We start from the raw sequence: 17,540 nt of genomic DNA on the forward strand, positions 1-17,540 counted from the left end.
GACCGGACAAATGGACAGGCAAGTCAAGGGGATCCTGGGCGCCAAGCTCGGCATGACCCAGGTCTGGGACAACAACCGCGTTGTTCCCGTGACCGTGGTCGAGGCCGGCCCGTGCGTCATCAGCCAGGTTCGTAGCGCCGAGAAGGACGGTTACTCCGCGGTCCAGCTGGCCTACGGCACCATCGACCCGCGCAAGGTCAAGAAGCCGATCAGCGGGCACTACGCCAAGGCGGACGTGGCGCCGCGCCGGCACATCGTCGAGCTGCGCACCACGGACGCGGGGGAATACTCGCTCGGCCAGGAAGTCACTGTCGAGGAGTTCCCGGCCGGCGTCACCATCGACGTCACCGGCAAGACCAAGGGCAAGGGCTACGCCGGCCCGATGAAGCGGCACGGCTTCCACGGTCTGGGCGCCGGTCACGGTGTCGAGCGCAAGCACCGCTCGCCCGGCTCCATCGGCGCGTGCGCCACTCCGGGTCGTGTCTTCAAGGGCACCCGGATGGCCGGCCGGATGGGTGGCGTGCGGTACACCGTGCAGAACCTCACCGTCCAGGCGGTCGACACCGAGAACAACCTGCTGCTCGTCCGGGGTGCCATCCCCGGTCCGAAGGGCGCGCTCGTTCTGGTCCGTACCGCGGCGAAGAGCAAGGTGAAGAAGGGCGGTGCGGCCAAGTGACCACCGTTGACGTGCGCACCGTCGAAGGCACCACCAGCAGCTCGGTCGAGCTGCCGGCGGACATCTTCGACGTGCAGGCCAACGTCGCGCTGATGCACCAGGTCGTGGTGGCCCAGCTCGCGGCGGCCCGACAGGGCACGCACAAGGCCAAGACCCGCGGCGAGGTCGCCGGTGGCGGCAAGAAGCCGTACAAGCAGAAGGGCACCGGTCGCGCCCGTCAGGGCTCGATCCGCGCGCCGCAGTTCGCCGGCGGTGGCGTCGTGCACGGTCCCGTGCCGCGCGACTACAGCCAGCGGACCCCGAAGAAGATGAAGGCCGCCGCTCTGCGGGGTGCCCTCTCCGACCGGGCCCGCGCCGGGCAGGTGCACGTCGTCGAGGCGTTCGTCTCGGGCGAGAAGCCGTCGACCAAGGCGGCCCTGGCCACGCTGGCGAAGCTCACCGAGGCCCGTCGGGTCCTGGTCGTGCTGAGCAGCACCGACGAGCTGAACTGGGTGTCGCTGCGCAACGAGCCGCGCGTGCACCTGATCGAGTCCGGCCAGCTGAACACGTACGACGTGCTCGTGGCCGACGACGTGGTCTTCACCAAGGACGCCCTGGACGAGTTCCTGGGCGTGCCCGCCGAGACCACCGAGGAGGGTGGCAAGTGAGCACGATCGCCGACCCGCGCGACATCATCGTGGCGCCGGTCGTCTCGGAGAAGAGCTACAGCGAGCTGAACCGGAACTGGTACACCTTCCTGGTGCACCCGGACGCGAACAAGACCGAGATCAAGATCGCTATCCAGCAGATCTTCAACGTCCGCGTCCTGACGGTCAACACGCTCAACCGCCAGGGTAAGCGCAAGCGCACCAAGACCGGCTTCGGTCAGCGCAAGGCGACCAAGCGGGCGATCGTGAAGCTGGCTGACGGTGACCGCATCGAGGCCTTCGGCGGCCCGGTCAGCTGAGGGGTGTAGACAATGGCTATCCGTAAGTACAAGCCGACGACGCCGGGCCGACGTGGCTCGAGTGTCGCTGACTTCGCCGAGATCACCCGGTCCACGCCGGAGAAGTCGCTGCTGGCTCCGCTGCCGAAGAAGGGCGGGCGTAACGCCCACGGCCGGATCACGACGCGGCACCACGGCGGCGGTCACAAGCGCCAGTACCGTCTGATCGACTTCAAGCGGGTCGACAAGGACGGCGTGCCGGCGAAGGTCGCTCACATCGAGTACGACCCGAACCGCACGGCGCGCATCGCGCTGCTGCACTACGCCGACGGCGAGAAGCGGTACATCATCGCGCCGAAGGACATGAAGCAGGGCGACCGCGTCGAGTCCGGTCCGGGCGCCGACATCAAGCCCGGCAACAACCTGCCGCTGCGCAACATCCCGGTCGGTACCACGATCCACAACGTGGAGCTGCGTCCGGGTGGCGGTGCCAAGCTGGCTCGTTCCGCCGGCGTCGGCATCCAGCTGCTCGGCCGTGAGGGCGCGTACGCGACCCTGCGTATGCCGTCCGGCGAGATCCGGCGTGTGGACGTGCGCTGCCGCGCCAGCATCGGCGAGATCGGCAACGCCGATCAGTCGAACATCAACTGGGGCAAGGCCGGCCGTATGCGGTGGAAGGGCAAGCGCCCGACCGTCCGTGGTGTCGCCATGAACCCGGTCGACCACCCGCACGGTGGTGGTGAGGGTAAGACCTCCGGTGGTCGCCACCCGGTCAACCCGCAGGGTAAGCCCGAGGGCCGCACCCGCCGTAAGGGCCAGCCGAGTGACCGGCTGATCGTCCGCCGTCGCTACGCCACGCGTAAGCGCGGCTGAGGGAGATAAGACATGCCTCGCAGCCTGAAGAAGGGCCCGTTCGTAGACGACCACCTGCTCAAGAAGGTGGAAGTTCAGAACGACAAGGGCTCCAAGAACGTGATCAAGACCTGGTCGCGGCGCTCGACGATCATCCCCGAGATGCTGGGGCACACGATCGCCGTGCACGACGGACGCAAGCACGTCCCGGTGTTCGTGACCGAGGCGATGGTCGGGCACAAGCTCGGCGAGTTCGCGCTGACCCGCACGTTCAAGGGTCACGAGAAGGACGACCGGAAGAGCCGTCGGCGCTGACGCCGCCAGGCATACGGATAGAGGGAACAAGGGGTTACAGCGATGCCAGGAAAGGGCGACGCTCCGGTGCTTCCGGGCGCGCGGGCGGTTGCGCGGCACGTGCGCATCTCGCCGATGAAGGCGCGCCGGGTGGTCAACCTCGTCCGCGGCCTGCCCGCGAAGGAGGCGCTCACGGTGCTGCAGTTCGCGCCGCAGGCTGCGAGCGAGCAGGTGTACAAGGTGCTCGCTAGCGCGATCGCCAACGCGGAGAACAACGAGCGGCTGGACCCCGACGCGCTGCTCGTCAGCGAGGCCTTCGTGGACGAGGGTCCGACGATGAAGCGGTTCCAGCCGCGGGCCCAGGGTCGGGCCTACCGCATCCGCAAGCGCACGTGCCACATCACCGTGGCGGTCGAAGCGGTCGCGCCGGCAACGCCGAGGAAGGCCGCGGCCAAGAAGGCCGCCCCGGCCACGGAGGCCGCACCGGCCGAAGCGCAGAGCAAGACGGAGGACGCCGAGTAATGGGTCAGAAGGTTCACCCCACTGGGTTCCGGCTCGGCATCTCGACCGACTGGAAGTCCCGCTGGTTCGCGGACAAGCTCTACAAGGACTACATCGGCGAGGATGTCAAGATCCGCCGCATGATGTCCAAGGGCCTCGAGCGTGCCGGGATCTCCAAGGTCGACATCGAGCGCACCCGCGACCGGGTTCGGGTCGACATCCACACCGCCCGGCCGGGCATCGTCATCGGCCGTAAGGGTGCGGAGGCCGACCGGATCCGCGGCGAGCTGGAGAAGCTCACCGGCAAGCAGGTTCAGCTGAACATCATCGAGGTGAAGAACCCCGAGTCGGACGCTCAGCTGGTCGCGCAGGGCGTGGCCGAGCAGCTGTCCAGCCGGGTCAGCTTCCGTCGGGCGATGCGCAAGGCCATGCAGTCGGCGATGAAGAACCCGGTCTGCAAGGGCATCCGGGTTCAGGTCTCGGGTCGCCTCGGCGGCGCCGAGATGAGCCGGACCGAGTTCTACCGTGAGGGCCGGGTTCCGCTGCACACGCTGCGGGCCAACATCGAGTACGGCTTCTTCGAGGCCCGTACCACGTTCGGTCGGATCGGTGTGAAGGTCTGGATCTACAAGGGCGACGCCGTTCCGGGCCGGGAGGCTCCGGCCGAGGCCGGTCCGTCCCGTCCGCGTCGTGGTGAGCGCGGCGACCGTCCCGAGCGTCCGCGCCGTGGCCGGTCGGGTTCGTCCGGCACCACGGCTGGTGGCACCGAGGCCGGCCGGGCTGCTGCGACCACCATCGCGCAGCAGGCCGAGACGCCGAGCGGCGAGCCGGTCGACAGCTCCGCTGTCGCCGCCGCGGCTGCTCCGGCAGAAACGCAGCAGGAGGGCTGACAGATGCTGATGCCGCGCAAGCCCCCGAAGGGCTTCCGCAAGCCGCACCACCCGGACCGCAGTGGCGCGTCCAAGGGTGGTAACCGGGTGGTGTTCGGCGAGTTCGGGATCCAGGCTCTCGAGCCGGCGTACGTGACGAACCGGCAGATCGAGTCGGCACGTATCGCGATGACTCGCCACATCAAGCGTGGTGGCAAGGTCTGGATCACGATCTTCCCGGACCAGGCCCTCACCAAGAAGCCTGCTGAGACCCGGATGGGTTCCGGTAAGGGTTCGCCCGAGTGGTGGGTCGCCAACGTCAAGCCGGGGCGGGTTCTCTTCGAGATGTCCTTCCCCAACGAGCAGACCGCGCGAGAGGCCATGCGTCGCGCGATCCACAAGCTCCCGATGAAGTGCCGCATTGTTACGCGCGAAGTGGGTGAATCCTGATGGCAGCGGGCGTTAAGGCGACCGAGCTGCGTGAGCTCTCCGAGGAGGAGCTGGTCACGAAGCTGCGGGAGGCCAAGGCGGAGCTGTTCAACCTCCGCGTGCAGGCCGCAACCGGGCAGCTGGACAACAACCGGCGGTTGCAGGTCATCCGTCGGGAGATCGCCCGGATCTACACGATCATGCGCGAGCGCGAGCTGGGGCTCTCGGCCGCGCCGACTGAGGTGACTGCATCATGACCGAAGACACCGCCACCGCCACCGCGCGGTCCCGCCGCAAGGTCCGTGAGGGCCTGGTGGTCAGCGACAAGATGGACAAGACCGTCGTGGTCGAGGTCGAGGACCGGGTTCGGCACGCGCTGTACGGCAAGATCATGCGCCGTACGAGCAAGCTGAAGGTGCACGACGAGCAGAACGCCGCTGGCACCGGTGACCGGGTTCTCATCATGGAGACCCGGCCGCTGAGCGCCACCAAGCGTTGGCGGATCGTGGAGATCCTGGAAAAGGCCAAGTAGCGAAGGCTCGAGCTCGCCCGGCGTTGCGTCGGGCGTTGGTTCCGCCAGGCTCCGGCCGCCACGGCGGCCGGAGAACCGGCAGACATAGGAGATAGACGTGATTCAGCAGGAGTCGCGACTGCGCGTCGCCGACAACACGGGTGCTCGGGAGATCCTGTGCATCCGGGTTCTCGGTGGCTCGGGTCGGCGCTACGCGAGCATCGGCGACGTCATCGTGGCCACGGTCAAGGACGCCATCCCGGGTGCCGGTGTGAAGAAGGGCGACGTCGTCAAGGCTGTCGTCGTTCGCACGGCCAAGGAGAAGCGGCGGCCGGACGGCTCGTACATCCGCTTCGACGAGAACGCCGCCGTCATCATCAAGGACGGCGGGGACCCGCGTGGTACCCGCATCTTCGGCCCGGTGGGCCGGGAGCTGCGGGACAAGCGGTTCATGAAGATTATTTCCCTCGCGCCGGAGGTGTTGTGACCGTGAAGGTCAAGAAGGGCGACACGGTCGTCGTCATCGCCGGCAAGGACAAGGGTGCCAAGGGCAAGGTCATTGCGGCCTACCCGCGGCAGGACAAGGTCCTGGTCGAGGGCGTGAACCGGGTCAAGAAGCACACCCGCATCAGCACCACCCAGCGTGGCGCCAAGACCGGCGGCATCGTCACCCAGGAGGCCCCGATCCACGTCTCGAACGTGCAGGTCCTGGACTCCGACGGCAAGCCGACCCGCGTCGGTTACCGGATCGACGACAACGGCCAGAAGGTCCGCATCGCGCGTAGCACCGGTAAGGACCTGTGATGACCACGGCTACCGAAAAGACCATGCCGCGCCTCAAGGAGCGGTACCGCAACGAGATCGTGGCCCAGCTGCGTGAGCAGCACAGCTACGGCAACCCCATGCAGGTGCCGCGGCTGGTCAAGATCGTCGTCAACATGGGTGTCGGCGAGGCTGCTCGCGACGCCAAGCTGATCGACGGCGCGGTCCGTGACCTCGCCACGATCACCGGCCAGAAGCCGCAGGTGCGGCGGGCGACCAAGTCCATCGCGCAGTTCAAGCTGCGTGAGGGCATGCCGATCGGCGCGAAGGTCACCCTTCGCGGTGACCGGATGTGGGAGTTCCTGGACCGGCTGCTCTCCATCGCGCTGCCGCGTATCCGCGACTTCCGCGGTCTGGACGGGCGCAAGCTGGACGGGCACGGCAACTACACGTTCGGTCTGACCGAGCAGTCGGTGTTCCACGAGATCGATCAGGACAGGATCGATCGCCAGCGGGGCATGGACATCACGGTGGTCACGACCGCCACGACCGACGACGAGGGCCGGGCGCTGCTCAAGCTCCTGGGCTTCCCGTTCAAGGAGAACTGAGATGGCCAAGAAGGCGCTGATCATCAAGGCGGCCGCGAAGCCGAAGTTCTCGGTTCGCGCGTACACCCGCTGCCAGCGGTGCGGGCGTCCGAAGGCGGTCTACCGCAAGTTCGGGCTCTGCCGGGTCTGCATCCGGGAGATGGCTCACCGCGGTGAGCTGCCGGGCGTGTCCAAGGCTTCCTGGTAAGGGCGACCGCGTCCCGGCCGTCGGCCGGGAACTCCTGCACCGATTAGGTATTGCTCTTCGCCGTAGGCCCGGGGCTGATGCCCCGGGAACCCCGGCGAGAAAGGCTGACGAAATCCATGACGATGACCGACCCGATCGCAGACATGCTCACGCGTCTGCGTAACGCCAACCAGGCGTACCACGATCAGGTGAAGATGCCCTACTCCAAGATCAAGGCGAACATCGCCGAGGTCTTGAAGGCCGAGGGTTACATCGCCACCTGGTCGGTCGAGGAGCCCGAGGAGGGCGCCGTCGGCAAGCGACTGGTCGTCGAGCTGAAGTACGGCCAGAACCGCGAGCGGAGCCTGGCCGGCATCAAGCGCGTGTCCAAGCCCGGTCTCCGGGTGTACGCCAAGTCGGACGGGCTCCCGCGGGTGCTCGGTGGGCTGGGCGTGGCGATCATTTCGACGTCCCAGGGGCTGCTGACCGACCGGCAGGCCCGCAAGCGGAGTGTTGGCGGGGAAGTCCTCGCCTTCGTCTGGTAACGGGAGACAGGTAGAAATGTCGCGAATTGGACGTAAGTCGATCCCGGTACCGACCGGCGTCGACATCACGATCGACGGGCAGACCGTCAAGGTCAAGGGGCCCAAGGGCCAGCTTGAGCACACCCTCGCCGAGCCGATCACGATCGAGCGGGCCGAGGATGGGCAGCTGAGCGTCAACCGGCCGAACGACGAGCGCAAGGCCAAGGAACTCCACGGCCTGAGCCGTACGCTGGTTGCCAACATGATCGTCGGGGTCACCGAGGGCTACCGCAAGAGCCTGGAGATCGCCGGCACCGGTTACCGGGTCACCGCCAAGGGTTCGGACCTCGAGTTCGCGCTCGGGTTCTCGCACCCGGTGGTCGTCGCCGCCCCGGCGGGCATCACCTTCACGGTGGAGCGGCCGACTCTGTTCCACGTTGCTGGCATCGACAAGCAGCAGGTCGGTGAGGTCGCCGCCAACATCCGGAAGATCCGCCCGCCGGAGCCCTACAAGGGCAAGGGCGTGAAGTACCAGGGCGAGGTCATCCGCCGCAAGGCCGGAAAGGCAGGTAAGAAGTGAGCGCCACGCTGCTCAAGCGCCGCCGCGGTGTCGCCGCCAAGCGCGCCGTCGGGCGTGCGCGTCGACACTTCCGCGTCCGCAAGAACGTCACCGGTACGGCCGAGCGTCCGCGCCTGGTCGTCACCCGTTCGCTGCGGCACATGGTCGCCCAGGTCGTCGACGACTCCAAGGGTCACACCCTGGCGTCGGCGTCGACCCTGGACGCCTCGCTGCGCGGTGCGGAGGGCGACAAGAGCGCCCTCGCCGGCAAGGTGGGCGCTCTGCTCGCCGAGCGGGCCAAGGCCGCTGGCGTCTCCAAGGTCGTCTTCGACCGCGGTGGCAACCGGTACGCGGGGCGTGTCGCCGCGCTTGCCGACGCCGCCCGCGAAGCCGGGCTCGAGTTCTAACAACCCCGTCACGAGAGATAAGGAAGGCTGCTGATGCCAGGTCAACAGCGCCGTGGCGGCGGGTCCGGTGGCAACGAGGGTGGTCGCCGCGACAACCGCCGTGAGGGCGGCCGCGGAAACGCGCCCGTCGAGAAGACCCCGCACCTTGAGCGGGTCGTCGCGATCAACCGCGTCGCCAAGGTCGTGAAGGGTGGTCGTCGCTTCAGCTTCACCGCCCTGGTGATCGTGGGCGACGGCGACGGCACGGTCGGCGTGGGCTACGGAAAGGCCAAGGAGGTGCCCGCGGCCATCGCCAAGGGTGTCGAGGAGGCCAAGAAGCACTTCTTCAAGGTTCCGCGTATCGGCCAGTCGATCCCGCACCCGGTGACGGGTGAGGACGCCGCTGGTGTGGTGCTGCTCAAGCCGGCCTCGGCCGGTACGGGTGTCATCGCCGGTGGTCCGGTGCGTGCCGTGCTGGAGTGCGCCGGTATCCACGACGTGCTCTCCAAGAGCCTCGGCTCGTCGAACCCGATCAACATCGTGCACGCCACCGTGGCGGCCCTGAAGGGGCTTGAGTCCCCCGAGCAGGTCGCAGCGCGTCGTGGTCTGCCGGTGGAGGACGTCGCGCCGGCCGCCATGCTGGCGTCGCGGGCGGGGGTGGCGTCCTGATGGCACGCCTGAAGGTCACCCAGCTCCGGTCCGGTATCGGGACCAAGCAGAACCAGCGTGACTCGCTGCGTTCGCTCGGTCTCAAGCGGATCAACGACGTGGTGGTCAAAGAGGACCGGCCCGAGATCCGCGGCATGATCTTCACGGTCAACCACCTCGTGAAGGTCGAGGAGGTCGAGTAATGACGATCAAGGTGCATCACCTGCGCCCGGCGCCCGGTTCCAAGACCGCGAAGACCCGTGTGGGTCGCGGTGAGGGTTCCAAGGGCAAGACCGCCGGTCGCGGTACCAAGGGTTCCAAGGCCCGCAAGAACATCTCGGCGGCGTTCGAGGGTGGGCAGATGCCCATCCACATGCGTCTGCCCAAGATGAAGGGCTTCAAGAACAAGTTCAAGGTGGTCTTCCAGGTGGTCAACCTGGACCGACTCGCTGAGCTGTTCCCGAACGGTGGCCAGGTCGGCCCGCTGGAGCTGGTCGAGGCCGGCGCGGTCCGCAAGGGTCACCCGGTCAAGGTCCTCGGCACCGGGGACCTCGGCGGTGTGGCGCTCCAGGTGTCGGCGCACGCGTTCAGTGCGTCGGCCAAGGAGAAGATCGCTGCCGCCGGTGGCTCCGTCACCGAGCTGTAAGGCGTAAGACCCATGGCGCCCGTCCGGTTGTGTGAGCAACTGGCGGGCGCCATGGTCTGCCTGGGGTCCTAGCGCCCGGTAATATCGGAATCGATTTATGTAGTCGGGCGCATCTGCCCGTAGCGGGGTAGGGCTGTTAGAGTCCCATCCCAGTCATGGATTGCGGGCGCTCGCCCGTGATCCACCCCGACCCGCCAGGGATCACCGGCGGCCCGCCTCGCGCAGGAGGAAGAAGTTGCTGTCCGCCTTTCTCAGTGCGTTCCGTACGCCTGACCTGCGCAAGAAGCTGCTGTTCACAGTAGGCATCATCGCGGTCTACCGGCTGGGTGCGACGCTCCCCAGCCCGGGCGTCTCGTACGGCAACGTGCAGAAGTGCCTCGACACCATTCAGGGTGACACCACCGGGGTGGTGAACCTGCTCAACCTCTTCTCCGGCGGAGCGCTGCTGCAGCTCTCGGTCTTCGCGCTGGGCATCATGCCCTACATCACCGCGTCGATCATCCTGCAGCTGCTGACCGTCGTGATCCCGCGTCTGGAGCAGCTCCGCAAGGAGGGCCAGGCCGGTCAGGCGAAGATCACGCAGTACACGCGCTACCTGACCCTCGGCCTCGGTGTGCTGCAGGCCTCGGCGTTCGTGGCCCTGGCCCGCTCCGGGCAGCTGTTCCAGAACAAGTGCGACCAGTTCCCGATCATCCCCACCGGCACCGGCATCCCGGACTGGCTGACCCTGACCATCCTGGTGATGACGATGACCGCCGGCACGGGCATGGTCATGTGGCTCGGTGAGCTGATCACCGACCGCGGCGTCGGCAACGGTATGTCCGTCCTGATCTTCACCTCGATCGCGGCCCGCCTGCCCAGCGAGGGTTGGCAGATCAAGACCAGCAAGGGCTGGGACATGTTCGCCCTGGTCATCGCGCTGGTCCTGGTGGTCATCACCGCGGTCACCTTCATCGAGCAGGCGCAGCGCCGGATCCCCGTGCAGTACGCCAAGCGGATGATCGGCCGGCGGATGTACGGCGGCACCTCGACCTACATCCCGCTCAAGGTCAACCAGGCGGGTGTCATCCCGGTCATCTTCGGCTCGTCGCTGCTCTACCTGCCGCAGCTGGCCCTGCAGTTCTTCGACCAGAACGACCCGGGCAAGACCCAGGCGTGGATCCAGAACAACCTGGTCAACCCGAGCAGCCCGATCTACATCGCGGTCTACTTCCTGCTGATCATCTTCTTCACGTACTTCTACGTCTCGATCACGTTCAACCCGACCGAGGTCGCGGACAACATGAAGAAGTACGGCGGGTTCGTGCCGGGCATCCGCCCGGGCAAGCCGACGGCCGACTACCTGGACTTCATCCTCAGCCGGATCACCCTGCCGGGCGCGCTCTACCTGGGCGTCATCTCGATCCTGCCGAACTTCTTCTTCATCTGGCTGGACAACCAGCAGTACCAGAACTTCCCGTTCGGCGGCACCGCTGTGCTCATCATGGTCGGCGTCGGTCTGGAGACCGTGAAGCAGATCGAGAGCCAACTCATGCAGCGGAACTACGAAGGGTTCCTGCGGTAGATGAGACTCGTTCTGGTTGGCCCGCCGGGCGCGGGCAAGGGCACTCAGGCCGAGTTCATCGCCGCGCACCTCTCGGTGCCGAAGATCTCGACCGGGGACATCTTCCGGTCGAACGTCACCCAGGGCACTCCGCTCGGTGTCGAGGCGAAGCGGTACATGGACGCGGGCGAGCTGGTTCCGGACGAGGTCACCATCAACATGGTCCGGGACCGGCTGGCCGAGCCCGACGCCAGCGAGGGGTTCCTGCTCGACGGTTTCCCGCGGACCACTCCGCAGGCTGCCGCTCTGGACAAGCTCCTCGCCGACCTGGGGACGGCGCTCGATCTGGTCCTGGAGTTGGTGGTCGACGACGACGAGGTGATCCGGCGGCTGTCCGGCCGGCGTACCTGCCGGGGTTGCGGCAAGATCTGGCACGTCGAGTTCGACGCCACCACCCGACCGGGCATCTGTGACCGGTGCGGCGCCGAGCTGTTCCAGCGCGACGACGACAAGCCGGAGACGATCGCGACTCGGCTCCGGGAATACAGCGAGAAGACCGCGCCCCTGGTCGACTACTACGGCGCCCAGGGCAAGCTGGTCGGGATCGACGCCACCGGCCCGGTGGAGGACGTCACCACCCGGGCCATCGACGCCCTGCGGTCGTACGGCGGCTGAGGTCCGGCCGAGTCACGGCGGATAGAGTGCGAACAGCGGGGTACGCGAGACGTGCCCCGCTGTTCGGCAACGAAAGGTAATCGCTCCATGCGTCGTCCCCAGCTGGACATCCAGCTGAAGACCCCTGACCAGATCGAGAAGATGCGGGCCGCCGGGCTGGTGGTGGCCGAGGCGCTTCGCCGGATGCGGGAGGCTGTCGCCCCCGGCGTGAGCACCGCCGATCTGGACGCCATCGCCGAGTCGACGATCCGCGAGGCGGGTGGCGTCCCGTCGTTCAAGGGCTACCACGGCTTTCCGGCGTCCATCTGCTCCTCGGTCAACGAGCAGATCGTGCACGCCATCCCCTCGCCGAAGCAGGTGCTCTCCGAGGGAGACCTCATCTCCATCGACTGCGGCGCGGTGCTGGACGGGTGGCACGGCGACTCCGCGATCACCGTCGGGGTCGGCGACGTCGACCCGGCGCTGCTGAAGATGGCCGAGGTCGCCGAGGACGCCATGTGGGCCGGTATCGCCGCCGCCGCCCGTGGTGCGGCGAGCGGCAAGGGCCGGCTCACTGACATTTCGCACGCGGTGGAGACCGCCGTCCGCAAGGGTGGCCGATACGGCATCGTCGACGGCTACGGCGGGCACGGCATCGGTACGGAGATGCACCAGGACCCGCACGTGCTCAACCACGGTCGGCCGGGCAAGGGTCCACGCCTGGTCGCCGGCATGGCGTTGGCGATCGAGCCGATGATCACGATGGCGTCCCCGCGTACCGTCGAGTTGTCCGACGGGTGGACGGTGGTCACCCGGGACGGCTCGGTGGCGGCGCACGTCGAGCACTCGATGGCTCTGCTGCCGGACGGGGTGTGGGTGCTCACCGCCTTCGACGGGGGCCGGGCACGACTGGGTGATCTGGTCACCGCCCGCCAGCCCGCGGTCTCCACGACCTCCTGACCGGCCGAATCCCGTCGGGGCACCCCTCGCCGGGCGGTCACCCCCGACCGGCGGGCCACGTGACCGCCCGGACCGTGTGGTGACCGGCCAGCGCACCCGACACCGCTCCACCCTGATGATCGACTCGGTATCGCCGATCCGGCGGTGGCAGGTCGCTCGGACACCGCCACGTCGGCGATCTGGAGTGGATCATGGGCGCGCGGGACCGGGACGCGGGCGGGCCGGACTGGCGGGGCGGTGGCATGCTTGCCGGCATGGACGGGCGCGACGGGATGCGAGCGGCGGACGCGGACCGTGAAGCGGTGGCCGAACGGTTGCGGGTCGCCCTCGACGAGGGCCGGTTGGACCTCCACGAGTACGACGAGCGGTTGCAGCGGGCCTATGCAGCGCGCACGTACGCCGATCTCGAAGCGCTGCTGACCGATCTGCCGCCGGTGACGCCCCCGCAGCGGTCCGCTCTGGCGCCGGCTTCGGCCACGGCACCGGCGGTGGGCTCTCTGGACGGCCAGCCCGGCCCGGTCGCCACCCGTGGCGTCACCGCCCGCTGGCTGGCCGAGGTGTGGCTGCCGTACCTCAACGTGGTAGCCATCGTGGTGACGATCTGGGCGGTGACCTCGCTGCTCAGCCGGGACCTGCTCTACTTCTGGCCGGTCTGGGTGGCCGGGCCGTGGGGCGCGGTGCTGCTGGTCCGCACGATCACGGGGCTGACCGGGGGAGAGCCCCAGCGCCAGTCGATCGAGCGGGAGCGCCGTCGGCAGCGTAAGCGGTCGAAGCGGGAGCGTAAGCGCGAGTTGCGCGCCGGCGAACGGGACGACGAACCGCCCACCGCCTAAAGCCCCCAGGGGGCAACCGGTCGATCATGAAGTTGTTGCCACCGGCCACGGCGTGTCGTGACGTCAACTTCATGATCGACGAGAGTCTGCGGGTCGGGGTGGGTGGCCGGTTTGGCGGGCGACTGCTGGCGGGCGTACACTTTCAGATCGGCGCACAGCGTCCACTCCCGCATGCCCACCCTGCGCTTCGGTGGGAGCTGGAGCCGCGGCTGGCGCGGTCTTCTGATCAAGATCAGATTTCCGTGTAAGGCGTTGTGGGCCGCCCGGAGCAATCGACGTCAGGACAGCGGAGGACATGCCGAAAAAAGACGGAGCCATTGAGATCGAGGGTCGGGTCATCGAGCCCCTGCCGAACGCCATGTTCCGGGTGGAGCTCGCGAACGGCCACAAGGTGTTGGCTCACATCAGCGGGAAGATGCGGCAGCACTACATCCGCATCCTGCCGGAAGACCGGGTCGTCGTCGAACTCTCGCCGTACGACCTGACCCGCGGGCGCATCGTCTACCGCTACAAGTAGTCCTGACGGCGGCCGGGAAGTCCCGTGTCCGTCTTCGACGTCCGGCGTCGCGCAGCGCGCGTCCCCGGGCCAGATGGGAAGTAAGGCAACCGTGAAGGTCAAGCCGAGCGTCAAGAGGATCTGCCAGAAGTGCCGGGTTATCCGCCGGCACGGCCGGGTCATGGTCATCTGCAGTGACCCGCGCCACAAGCAGCGCCAGGGCTGAGTCAGCCCCACACATCACACATGCTCGTCCCAGCCGCGAGCGGTACGCGAGACGTACTCCTTCGTGGCTGACCCCCGGTCGGAGGCCGGGGCCCGCTTGGGCAGCGACCGATCCCGGTCGCCGGCGCTTATCGCGTCGGAAAGACGGGACGGCCGGTAGCGGGGTGGGACGGGTCCACACCTCCGCCACACATAACGAGGAGTACGCCCGCACATGGCACGTCTAGTCGGCGTGGATCTCCCCCGCGAAAAGCGGTTGGAGATCGCGCTCACCTACATCTTCGGGGTCGGTCGCACCCGCGCCCTGGAGACGCTCGCCGCCACCGGCATTTCGCCGGACAAGCGCGCTCGGGACCTCACGGACGAGGAGCTCGTGCAGCTCCGCGACCACATCGAGGGCAACTACAAGGTTGAAGGCGACCTGCGCCGCGAGGTCGCCGCTGACATCCGCCGCAAGGTTGAGATCGGCTGCTACGCCGGCATCCGGCACCGCCGGGGCCTGCCCGTGCGTGGCCAGCGGACCAAGACCAACGCCCGGACCCGCAAGGGCCCGAAGCGGACCGTCGCCGGCAAGAAGAAGCCCGGCAAGAAGTAGTTCTTAACCGGATGACGGGGTCGGTCGCCGCCGAGGCGGGCCAGGCCGCAACCCAGTCCGGAAAGTCAACTAGGAGCGCACAGACTTATGCCACCGAAGGCTCGTGCCGGAGCCGCTGTAAAGAAGGTCCGGCGCAAGGAACGCAAGAACGTCGCCCACGGGCAGGCGCACATCAAGAGCACGTTCAACAACACCATCGTGTCCATCACGGACCCGACCGGTGCGGTCATCTCCTGGGCCTCCGCTGGCCAGGTGGGCTTCAAGGGCTCCCGCAAGTCGACTCCGTTCGCCGCGCAGCTGGCCGCCGAGGCTGCCGCGCGTCGCGCCATGGAGCACGGCATGCGCAAGGTCGACGTGTTCGTCAAGGGCCCCGGCTCCGGCCGGGAAACCGCCATCCGTTCGCTGCAGGCAGTGGGCCTCGAGGTCGGGCAGATCGCCGACGTCACCCCGCAGCCGCACAACGGGTGCCGTCCGCCGAAGCGTCGCCGGGTCTGAGAGGTAGAGAGAGATGGCTCGTTACACCGGTGCAGACTGCCGCCGTTGCCGGCGGGAGAAGATGAAGCTGTTCCTCAAGGGCAGCAAGTGCGATGGTCCGAAGTGCCCGTTCGAGTCCCGGCCGTTCCCGCCCGGGCAGCACGGCCGCGGCCGCACCAAGGAGACGGAGTACCTGCTCCAGCTCCGCGAGAAGCAGAAGGCCCGCCGCGTCTACGGCGTGCTGGAGAAGCAGTTCCGCGGTTACTACGAGGAAGCCGTTGGCAAGCAGGCCAAGACCGGTGAGGTCCTCCTGCAGATCCTCGAGTCGCGGCTCGACAACGTCGTTTACCGGGCCGGCTACGCCCACTCGCGGGACATGGCCCGCCAGCTGGTCAAGCACGGTCACTTCACGGTGAACGGCAAGAAGGTCGACATCCCGTCGTACCGCGTCAAGGAGCACGACATCATCGAGGTTCGGGGCAAGAGCAAGGAGCTCACCCCGTTCGTCGTCGCGCAGGCCCAGGCCGGCTCGAAGACGGTCCCGGCGTGGCTTGAGGCCATCCCGAGCCAGATGAAGGTGCTCGTGCACTCCCTCCCGGCCCGGCAGGTCATTGACACGCAGGTCCAGGAGCAGCTGATCGTCGAGCTCTACTCCAAGTAGTCGGGCTCGTTGCGGTGGCCCGTCCGGAAGGGCGGGCCACCGGAACAGTTTGTGTCGTGGACGTCAAATAGCGGGCGTCCCGGAAGAGAAGAGAAAAGATGCTCATCAGCCAGCGACCCTCCCTGTCCGAGGAGTCGATCAACGAGACCCGGTCGCGGTTCGCCATCGAGCCGCTGGAGCCGGGCTTCGGCTACACCCTGGGTAACTCGCTGCGGCGTACGCTGCTGTCGTCGATCCCGGGCGCGGCCGTCACCTCGATCAAGATCGACGGCGTGCTGCACGAGTTCACCACGATCCCCGGTGTCAAGGAGGACGTGGTCGAGCTCGTCATGAACATCAAGGAGCTGTGCGTCAGCTCCGAGCACGACGAGCCGGTCAGCATGTACCTGCGCAAGCAGGGCCCGGGCGACGTGACCGCGGGCGACATCCAGCCGCCGGCCGGCGTCTCGGTGCACAACCCGGATCTCAAGCTCGCCACCCTCAACGGCAAGGGCCGGCTCGACATGGAGCTGACCGTCGAGCGGGGCCGGGGTTACGTCACGGCCGCGCAGAACAAGCAGTCCGGTGCGGAGATCGGCCGGATCCCGGTCGACTCGATCTACTCGCCGGTGCTGAAGGTGACCTACCGCGTCGAGGCGACCCGTGTGGAGCAGCGCACCGACTTCGACCGGCTGATCATCGACGTCGAGACCAAGCCGTCGATGGGCCCGCGTACCGCGCTGGCCTCCGCCGGTTCGACGCTGGTGGAGCTCTTCGGGCTGGCCCGGGAGCTGGACGAGACCGCCGAGGGCATCGACATCGGGCCGTCCCCGCAGGACGCCCAGCTGGCGGCGGACCTCGCTCTGCCGATCGAGGAGCTGGACCTCACCGTCCGCTCCTACAACTGCCTCAAGCGCGAGGGCATCAACTCCGTTGGTGAGCTCATCGGGCGTACCGAGGCCGACCTCCTCGACATTCGCAACTTCGGTCAGAAGTCGATCGACGAGGTCAAGATGAAGCTCGCCGGGATGGGTCTCGGGCTGAAGGACTCGGCTCCGAACTTCGACCCGGCGCACGTCGTGGACACCTTCGGCGAGGCCGACTACGACACCGACGACTACCGCGAGACCGAGCAGCTCTAGTCCGCGCTGCCGCCACAACTGAGGAGCACCAAAAATGCCCACGCCCACCAAGGGCCCCCGCCTCGGCGGCAGCCCCTCGCACGAGCGGCTGATGCTGGCCAACCTGGCCACTGCGCTGTTCCAGCACGGCAAGATCCAGACCACCGAGACGAAGGCTCGGCGGCTGCGTCCGCTGGCCGAGCAGCTCATCACCAAGGCCAAGCGCGGTGACCTCGCCTCGCGTCGGCGGGTGCTGGGTGTCGTCAAGGACAAGGACGTCGTCTACGCCCTGTTCGACCAGATCGCGCCCCGGTACTCCAACCGCCCCGGCGGTTACACCCGGATCGTGAAGACCGGTCCGCGCAAGGGTGACAACGCTCCGATGGCGATCATCGAGCTGGTGGAAGAGCTTCAGGTCGCCGAGCCGAAGGTGAACAAGAAGACCGCCGCCCGCAAGGCCGCGCAGCAGGACAAGGTCGAGGCGCTCGCCCCGGCCGAGGAGGCCCCGAAGTCGGCCGAGACCGACCAGGACTCCGAGGCGCCGGTGTCGGCGTCCGGTGACACCGACGCCGCCCGCGAGGACAGCGACGAGGCCACCGAGAACAAGGCCTGATCAAGGGCATTGTCGGGCCCGGCACCCCAT

31 protein-coding genes are annotated in these 17,540 nt (G+C 67.7%); all 31 read left to right on the top strand.

All coding sequences use genetic code 11. The annotated features are described in order from the left end of the window. Positions 1-10: 10 nt before the first annotated feature. On the top strand, positions 11-676 hold the full coding sequence (gene rplC / locus FHU34_RS04940) for a 50S ribosomal protein L3 (RefSeq protein ID WP_088987574.1): 666 nt from the start codon (positions 11-13) through the stop codon (positions 674-676). Next, positions 673-1,323 (top strand): 50S ribosomal protein L4, encoded by a 651-nt coding sequence (gene rplD, locus FHU34_RS04945; RefSeq protein ID WP_088987575.1) that lies wholly within the window; start codon positions 673-675, stop codon positions 1,321-1,323. Before rplC ends, rplD begins: the two co-directional genes overlap by 4 nt. Beyond that, on the top strand, positions 1,320-1,622 hold the full coding sequence (gene rplW / locus FHU34_RS04950; protein ID WP_007465304.1) for a 50S ribosomal protein L23: 303 nt from the start codon (positions 1,320-1,322) through the stop codon (positions 1,620-1,622). Before rplD ends, rplW begins: the two co-directional genes overlap by 4 nt. 12 nt (positions 1,623-1,634) lie before the next feature. Next, complete coding sequence (rplB, locus tag FHU34_RS04955) at positions 1,635-2,474, top strand: 50S ribosomal protein L2 (RefSeq protein ID WP_030329891.1); 840 nt, start codon at positions 1,635-1,637, stop codon at positions 2,472-2,474. Positions 2,475-2,486: 12 nt separating this feature from the next. Next, positions 2,487-2,768, top strand: a complete 282-nt coding sequence (gene rpsS, locus FHU34_RS04960; protein WP_007465299.1) for a 30S ribosomal protein S19 — start codon at positions 2,487-2,489, stop codon at positions 2,766-2,768. A gap of 42 nt (positions 2,769-2,810) precedes the next feature. Next, positions 2,811-3,269, top strand: coding sequence for a 50S ribosomal protein L22 (gene rplV / locus FHU34_RS04965; protein ID WP_088987577.1), 459 nt, complete (start codon positions 2,811-2,813; stop codon positions 3,267-3,269). Then, a complete protein-coding gene (gene rpsC / locus FHU34_RS04970; RefSeq protein ID WP_145778898.1) occupies positions 3,269-4,138 on the top strand; it encodes a 30S ribosomal protein S3 in 870 nt (289 codons plus the stop codon). The genes rplV and rpsC overlap by 1 nt, the downstream gene beginning before the upstream one ends. A 3-nt stretch (positions 4,139-4,141) precedes the next feature. After that, the gene (rplP, locus tag FHU34_RS04975; protein ID WP_053653940.1) at positions 4,142-4,567 is read left to right on the top strand and encodes a 50S ribosomal protein L16; all 426 of its coding nucleotides are present in this window, start codon (positions 4,142-4,144) and stop codon (positions 4,565-4,567) included. Beyond that, a complete protein-coding gene (rpmC, locus tag FHU34_RS04980) occupies positions 4,567-4,803 on the top strand; it encodes a 50S ribosomal protein L29 (RefSeq protein ID WP_007465283.1) in 237 nt (78 codons plus the stop codon). The genes rplP and rpmC overlap by 1 nt, the downstream gene beginning before the upstream one ends. Beyond that, on the top strand, positions 4,800-5,078 hold the full coding sequence (rpsQ, locus tag FHU34_RS04985) for a 30S ribosomal protein S17 (protein WP_112584814.1): 279 nt from the start codon (positions 4,800-4,802) through the stop codon (positions 5,076-5,078). Before rpmC ends, rpsQ begins: the two co-directional genes overlap by 4 nt. A gap of 97 nt (positions 5,079-5,175) precedes the next feature. Further along, complete coding sequence (rplN, locus tag FHU34_RS04990; RefSeq protein ID WP_007073026.1) at positions 5,176-5,544, top strand: 50S ribosomal protein L14; 369 nt, start codon at positions 5,176-5,178, stop codon at positions 5,542-5,544. Further along, positions 5,541-5,861: a 50S ribosomal protein L24 gene (gene rplX / locus FHU34_RS04995; protein WP_007465276.1), complete on the top strand. Its 321-nt coding sequence runs from the start codon at positions 5,541-5,543 to the stop codon at positions 5,859-5,861. The genes rplN and rplX overlap by 4 nt, the downstream gene beginning before the upstream one ends. Beyond that, positions 5,861-6,427 (top strand): 50S ribosomal protein L5, encoded by a 567-nt coding sequence (gene rplE, locus FHU34_RS05000; RefSeq protein ID WP_074314595.1) that lies wholly within the window; start codon positions 5,861-5,863, stop codon positions 6,425-6,427. The genes rplX and rplE overlap by 1 nt, the downstream gene beginning before the upstream one ends. Position 6,428: 1 nt before the next feature. Beyond that, entirely contained in the window at positions 6,429-6,614 is a 186-nt protein-coding gene (locus FHU34_RS05005) for a type Z 30S ribosomal protein S14 (protein WP_007465272.1), read from the top strand. A 116-nt stretch (positions 6,615-6,730) separates the two neighbouring features. After that, positions 6,731-7,138 (top strand): 30S ribosomal protein S8, encoded by a 408-nt coding sequence (rpsH, locus tag FHU34_RS05010; protein ID WP_007465270.1) that lies wholly within the window; start codon positions 6,731-6,733, stop codon positions 7,136-7,138. A 16-nt stretch (positions 7,139-7,154) separates the two neighbouring features. Next, complete coding sequence (gene rplF / locus FHU34_RS05015) at positions 7,155-7,697, top strand: 50S ribosomal protein L6 (RefSeq protein WP_145778899.1); 543 nt, start codon at positions 7,155-7,157, stop codon at positions 7,695-7,697. Beyond that, the gene (rplR, locus tag FHU34_RS05020; protein WP_145778900.1) at positions 7,694-8,083 is read left to right on the top strand and encodes a 50S ribosomal protein L18; all 390 of its coding nucleotides are present in this window, start codon (positions 7,694-7,696) and stop codon (positions 8,081-8,083) included. Before rplF ends, rplR begins: the two co-directional genes overlap by 4 nt. Before the next feature lie 33 nt (positions 8,084-8,116). Then, a complete protein-coding gene (rpsE, locus tag FHU34_RS05025; RefSeq protein ID WP_013288621.1) occupies positions 8,117-8,731 on the top strand; it encodes a 30S ribosomal protein S5 in 615 nt (204 codons plus the stop codon). Next, positions 8,731-8,913 (top strand): 50S ribosomal protein L30, encoded by a 183-nt coding sequence (gene rpmD, locus FHU34_RS05030; protein ID WP_030329904.1) that lies wholly within the window; start codon positions 8,731-8,733, stop codon positions 8,911-8,913. Before rpsE ends, rpmD begins: the two co-directional genes overlap by 1 nt. Then, the gene (rplO, locus tag FHU34_RS05035) at positions 8,913-9,356 is read left to right on the top strand and encodes a 50S ribosomal protein L15 (protein ID WP_088987584.1); all 444 of its coding nucleotides are present in this window, start codon (positions 8,913-8,915) and stop codon (positions 9,354-9,356) included. The genes rpmD and rplO overlap by 1 nt, the downstream gene beginning before the upstream one ends. 235 nt (positions 9,357-9,591) lie before the next feature. Continuing rightward, positions 9,592-10,920, top strand: coding sequence for a preprotein translocase subunit SecY (secY, locus tag FHU34_RS05040; protein WP_145778901.1), 1,329 nt, complete (start codon positions 9,592-9,594; stop codon positions 10,918-10,920). After that, a complete protein-coding gene (locus tag FHU34_RS05045; RefSeq protein WP_088950228.1) occupies positions 10,921-11,574 on the top strand; it encodes an adenylate kinase in 654 nt (217 codons plus the stop codon). A gap of 87 nt (positions 11,575-11,661) precedes the next feature. Continuing rightward, the gene (gene map, locus FHU34_RS05050) at positions 11,662-12,513 is read left to right on the top strand and encodes a type I methionyl aminopeptidase (protein ID WP_145778902.1); all 852 of its coding nucleotides are present in this window, start codon (positions 11,662-11,664) and stop codon (positions 12,511-12,513) included. Positions 12,514-12,767: 254 nt separating this feature from the next. After that, entirely contained in the window at positions 12,768-13,346 is a 579-nt protein-coding gene (locus FHU34_RS05055) for a DUF1707 SHOCT-like domain-containing protein (protein WP_145785443.1), read from the top strand. A gap of 295 nt (positions 13,347-13,641) precedes the next feature. Further along, positions 13,642-13,863 carry a translation initiation factor IF-1 gene (gene infA / locus FHU34_RS05060; RefSeq protein WP_007073013.1) on the top strand — a complete coding sequence of 74 codons (222 nt, stop codon included), beginning with the start codon at positions 13,642-13,644 and terminating at the stop codon, positions 13,861-13,863. A gap of 91 nt (positions 13,864-13,954) precedes the next feature. Next, positions 13,955-14,068: a 50S ribosomal protein L36 gene (gene rpmJ, locus FHU34_RS05065; RefSeq protein WP_088952025.1), complete on the top strand. Its 114-nt coding sequence runs from the start codon at positions 13,955-13,957 to the stop codon at positions 14,066-14,068. A 213-nt stretch (positions 14,069-14,281) separates the two neighbouring features. Continuing rightward, on the top strand, positions 14,282-14,662 hold the full coding sequence (gene rpsM / locus FHU34_RS05070) for a 30S ribosomal protein S13 (protein WP_030329917.1): 381 nt from the start codon (positions 14,282-14,284) through the stop codon (positions 14,660-14,662). Positions 14,663-14,749: 87 nt separating this feature from the next. Next, a complete protein-coding gene (gene rpsK / locus FHU34_RS05075) occupies positions 14,750-15,157 on the top strand; it encodes a 30S ribosomal protein S11 (RefSeq protein ID WP_030329919.1) in 408 nt (135 codons plus the stop codon). A 13-nt stretch (positions 15,158-15,170) separates the two neighbouring features. Then, on the top strand, positions 15,171-15,797 hold the full coding sequence (gene rpsD / locus FHU34_RS05080; protein ID WP_007465229.1) for a 30S ribosomal protein S4: 627 nt from the start codon (positions 15,171-15,173) through the stop codon (positions 15,795-15,797). A gap of 98 nt (positions 15,798-15,895) precedes the next feature. After that, on the top strand, positions 15,896-16,918 hold the full coding sequence (locus tag FHU34_RS05085; protein ID WP_007465227.1) for a DNA-directed RNA polymerase subunit alpha: 1,023 nt from the start codon (positions 15,896-15,898) through the stop codon (positions 16,916-16,918). Between the two features lie 34 nt (positions 16,919-16,952). Further along, complete coding sequence (rplQ, locus tag FHU34_RS05090) at positions 16,953-17,510, top strand: 50S ribosomal protein L17 (RefSeq protein ID WP_145778903.1); 558 nt, start codon at positions 16,953-16,955, stop codon at positions 17,508-17,510. Positions 17,511-17,540 lie beyond the last annotated feature (30 nt).

This window comes from Micromonospora taraxaci, from assembly GCF_007830095.1.
GTDB lineage: Bacteria > Actinomycetota > Actinomycetes > Mycobacteriales > Micromonosporaceae > Micromonospora > Micromonospora taraxaci.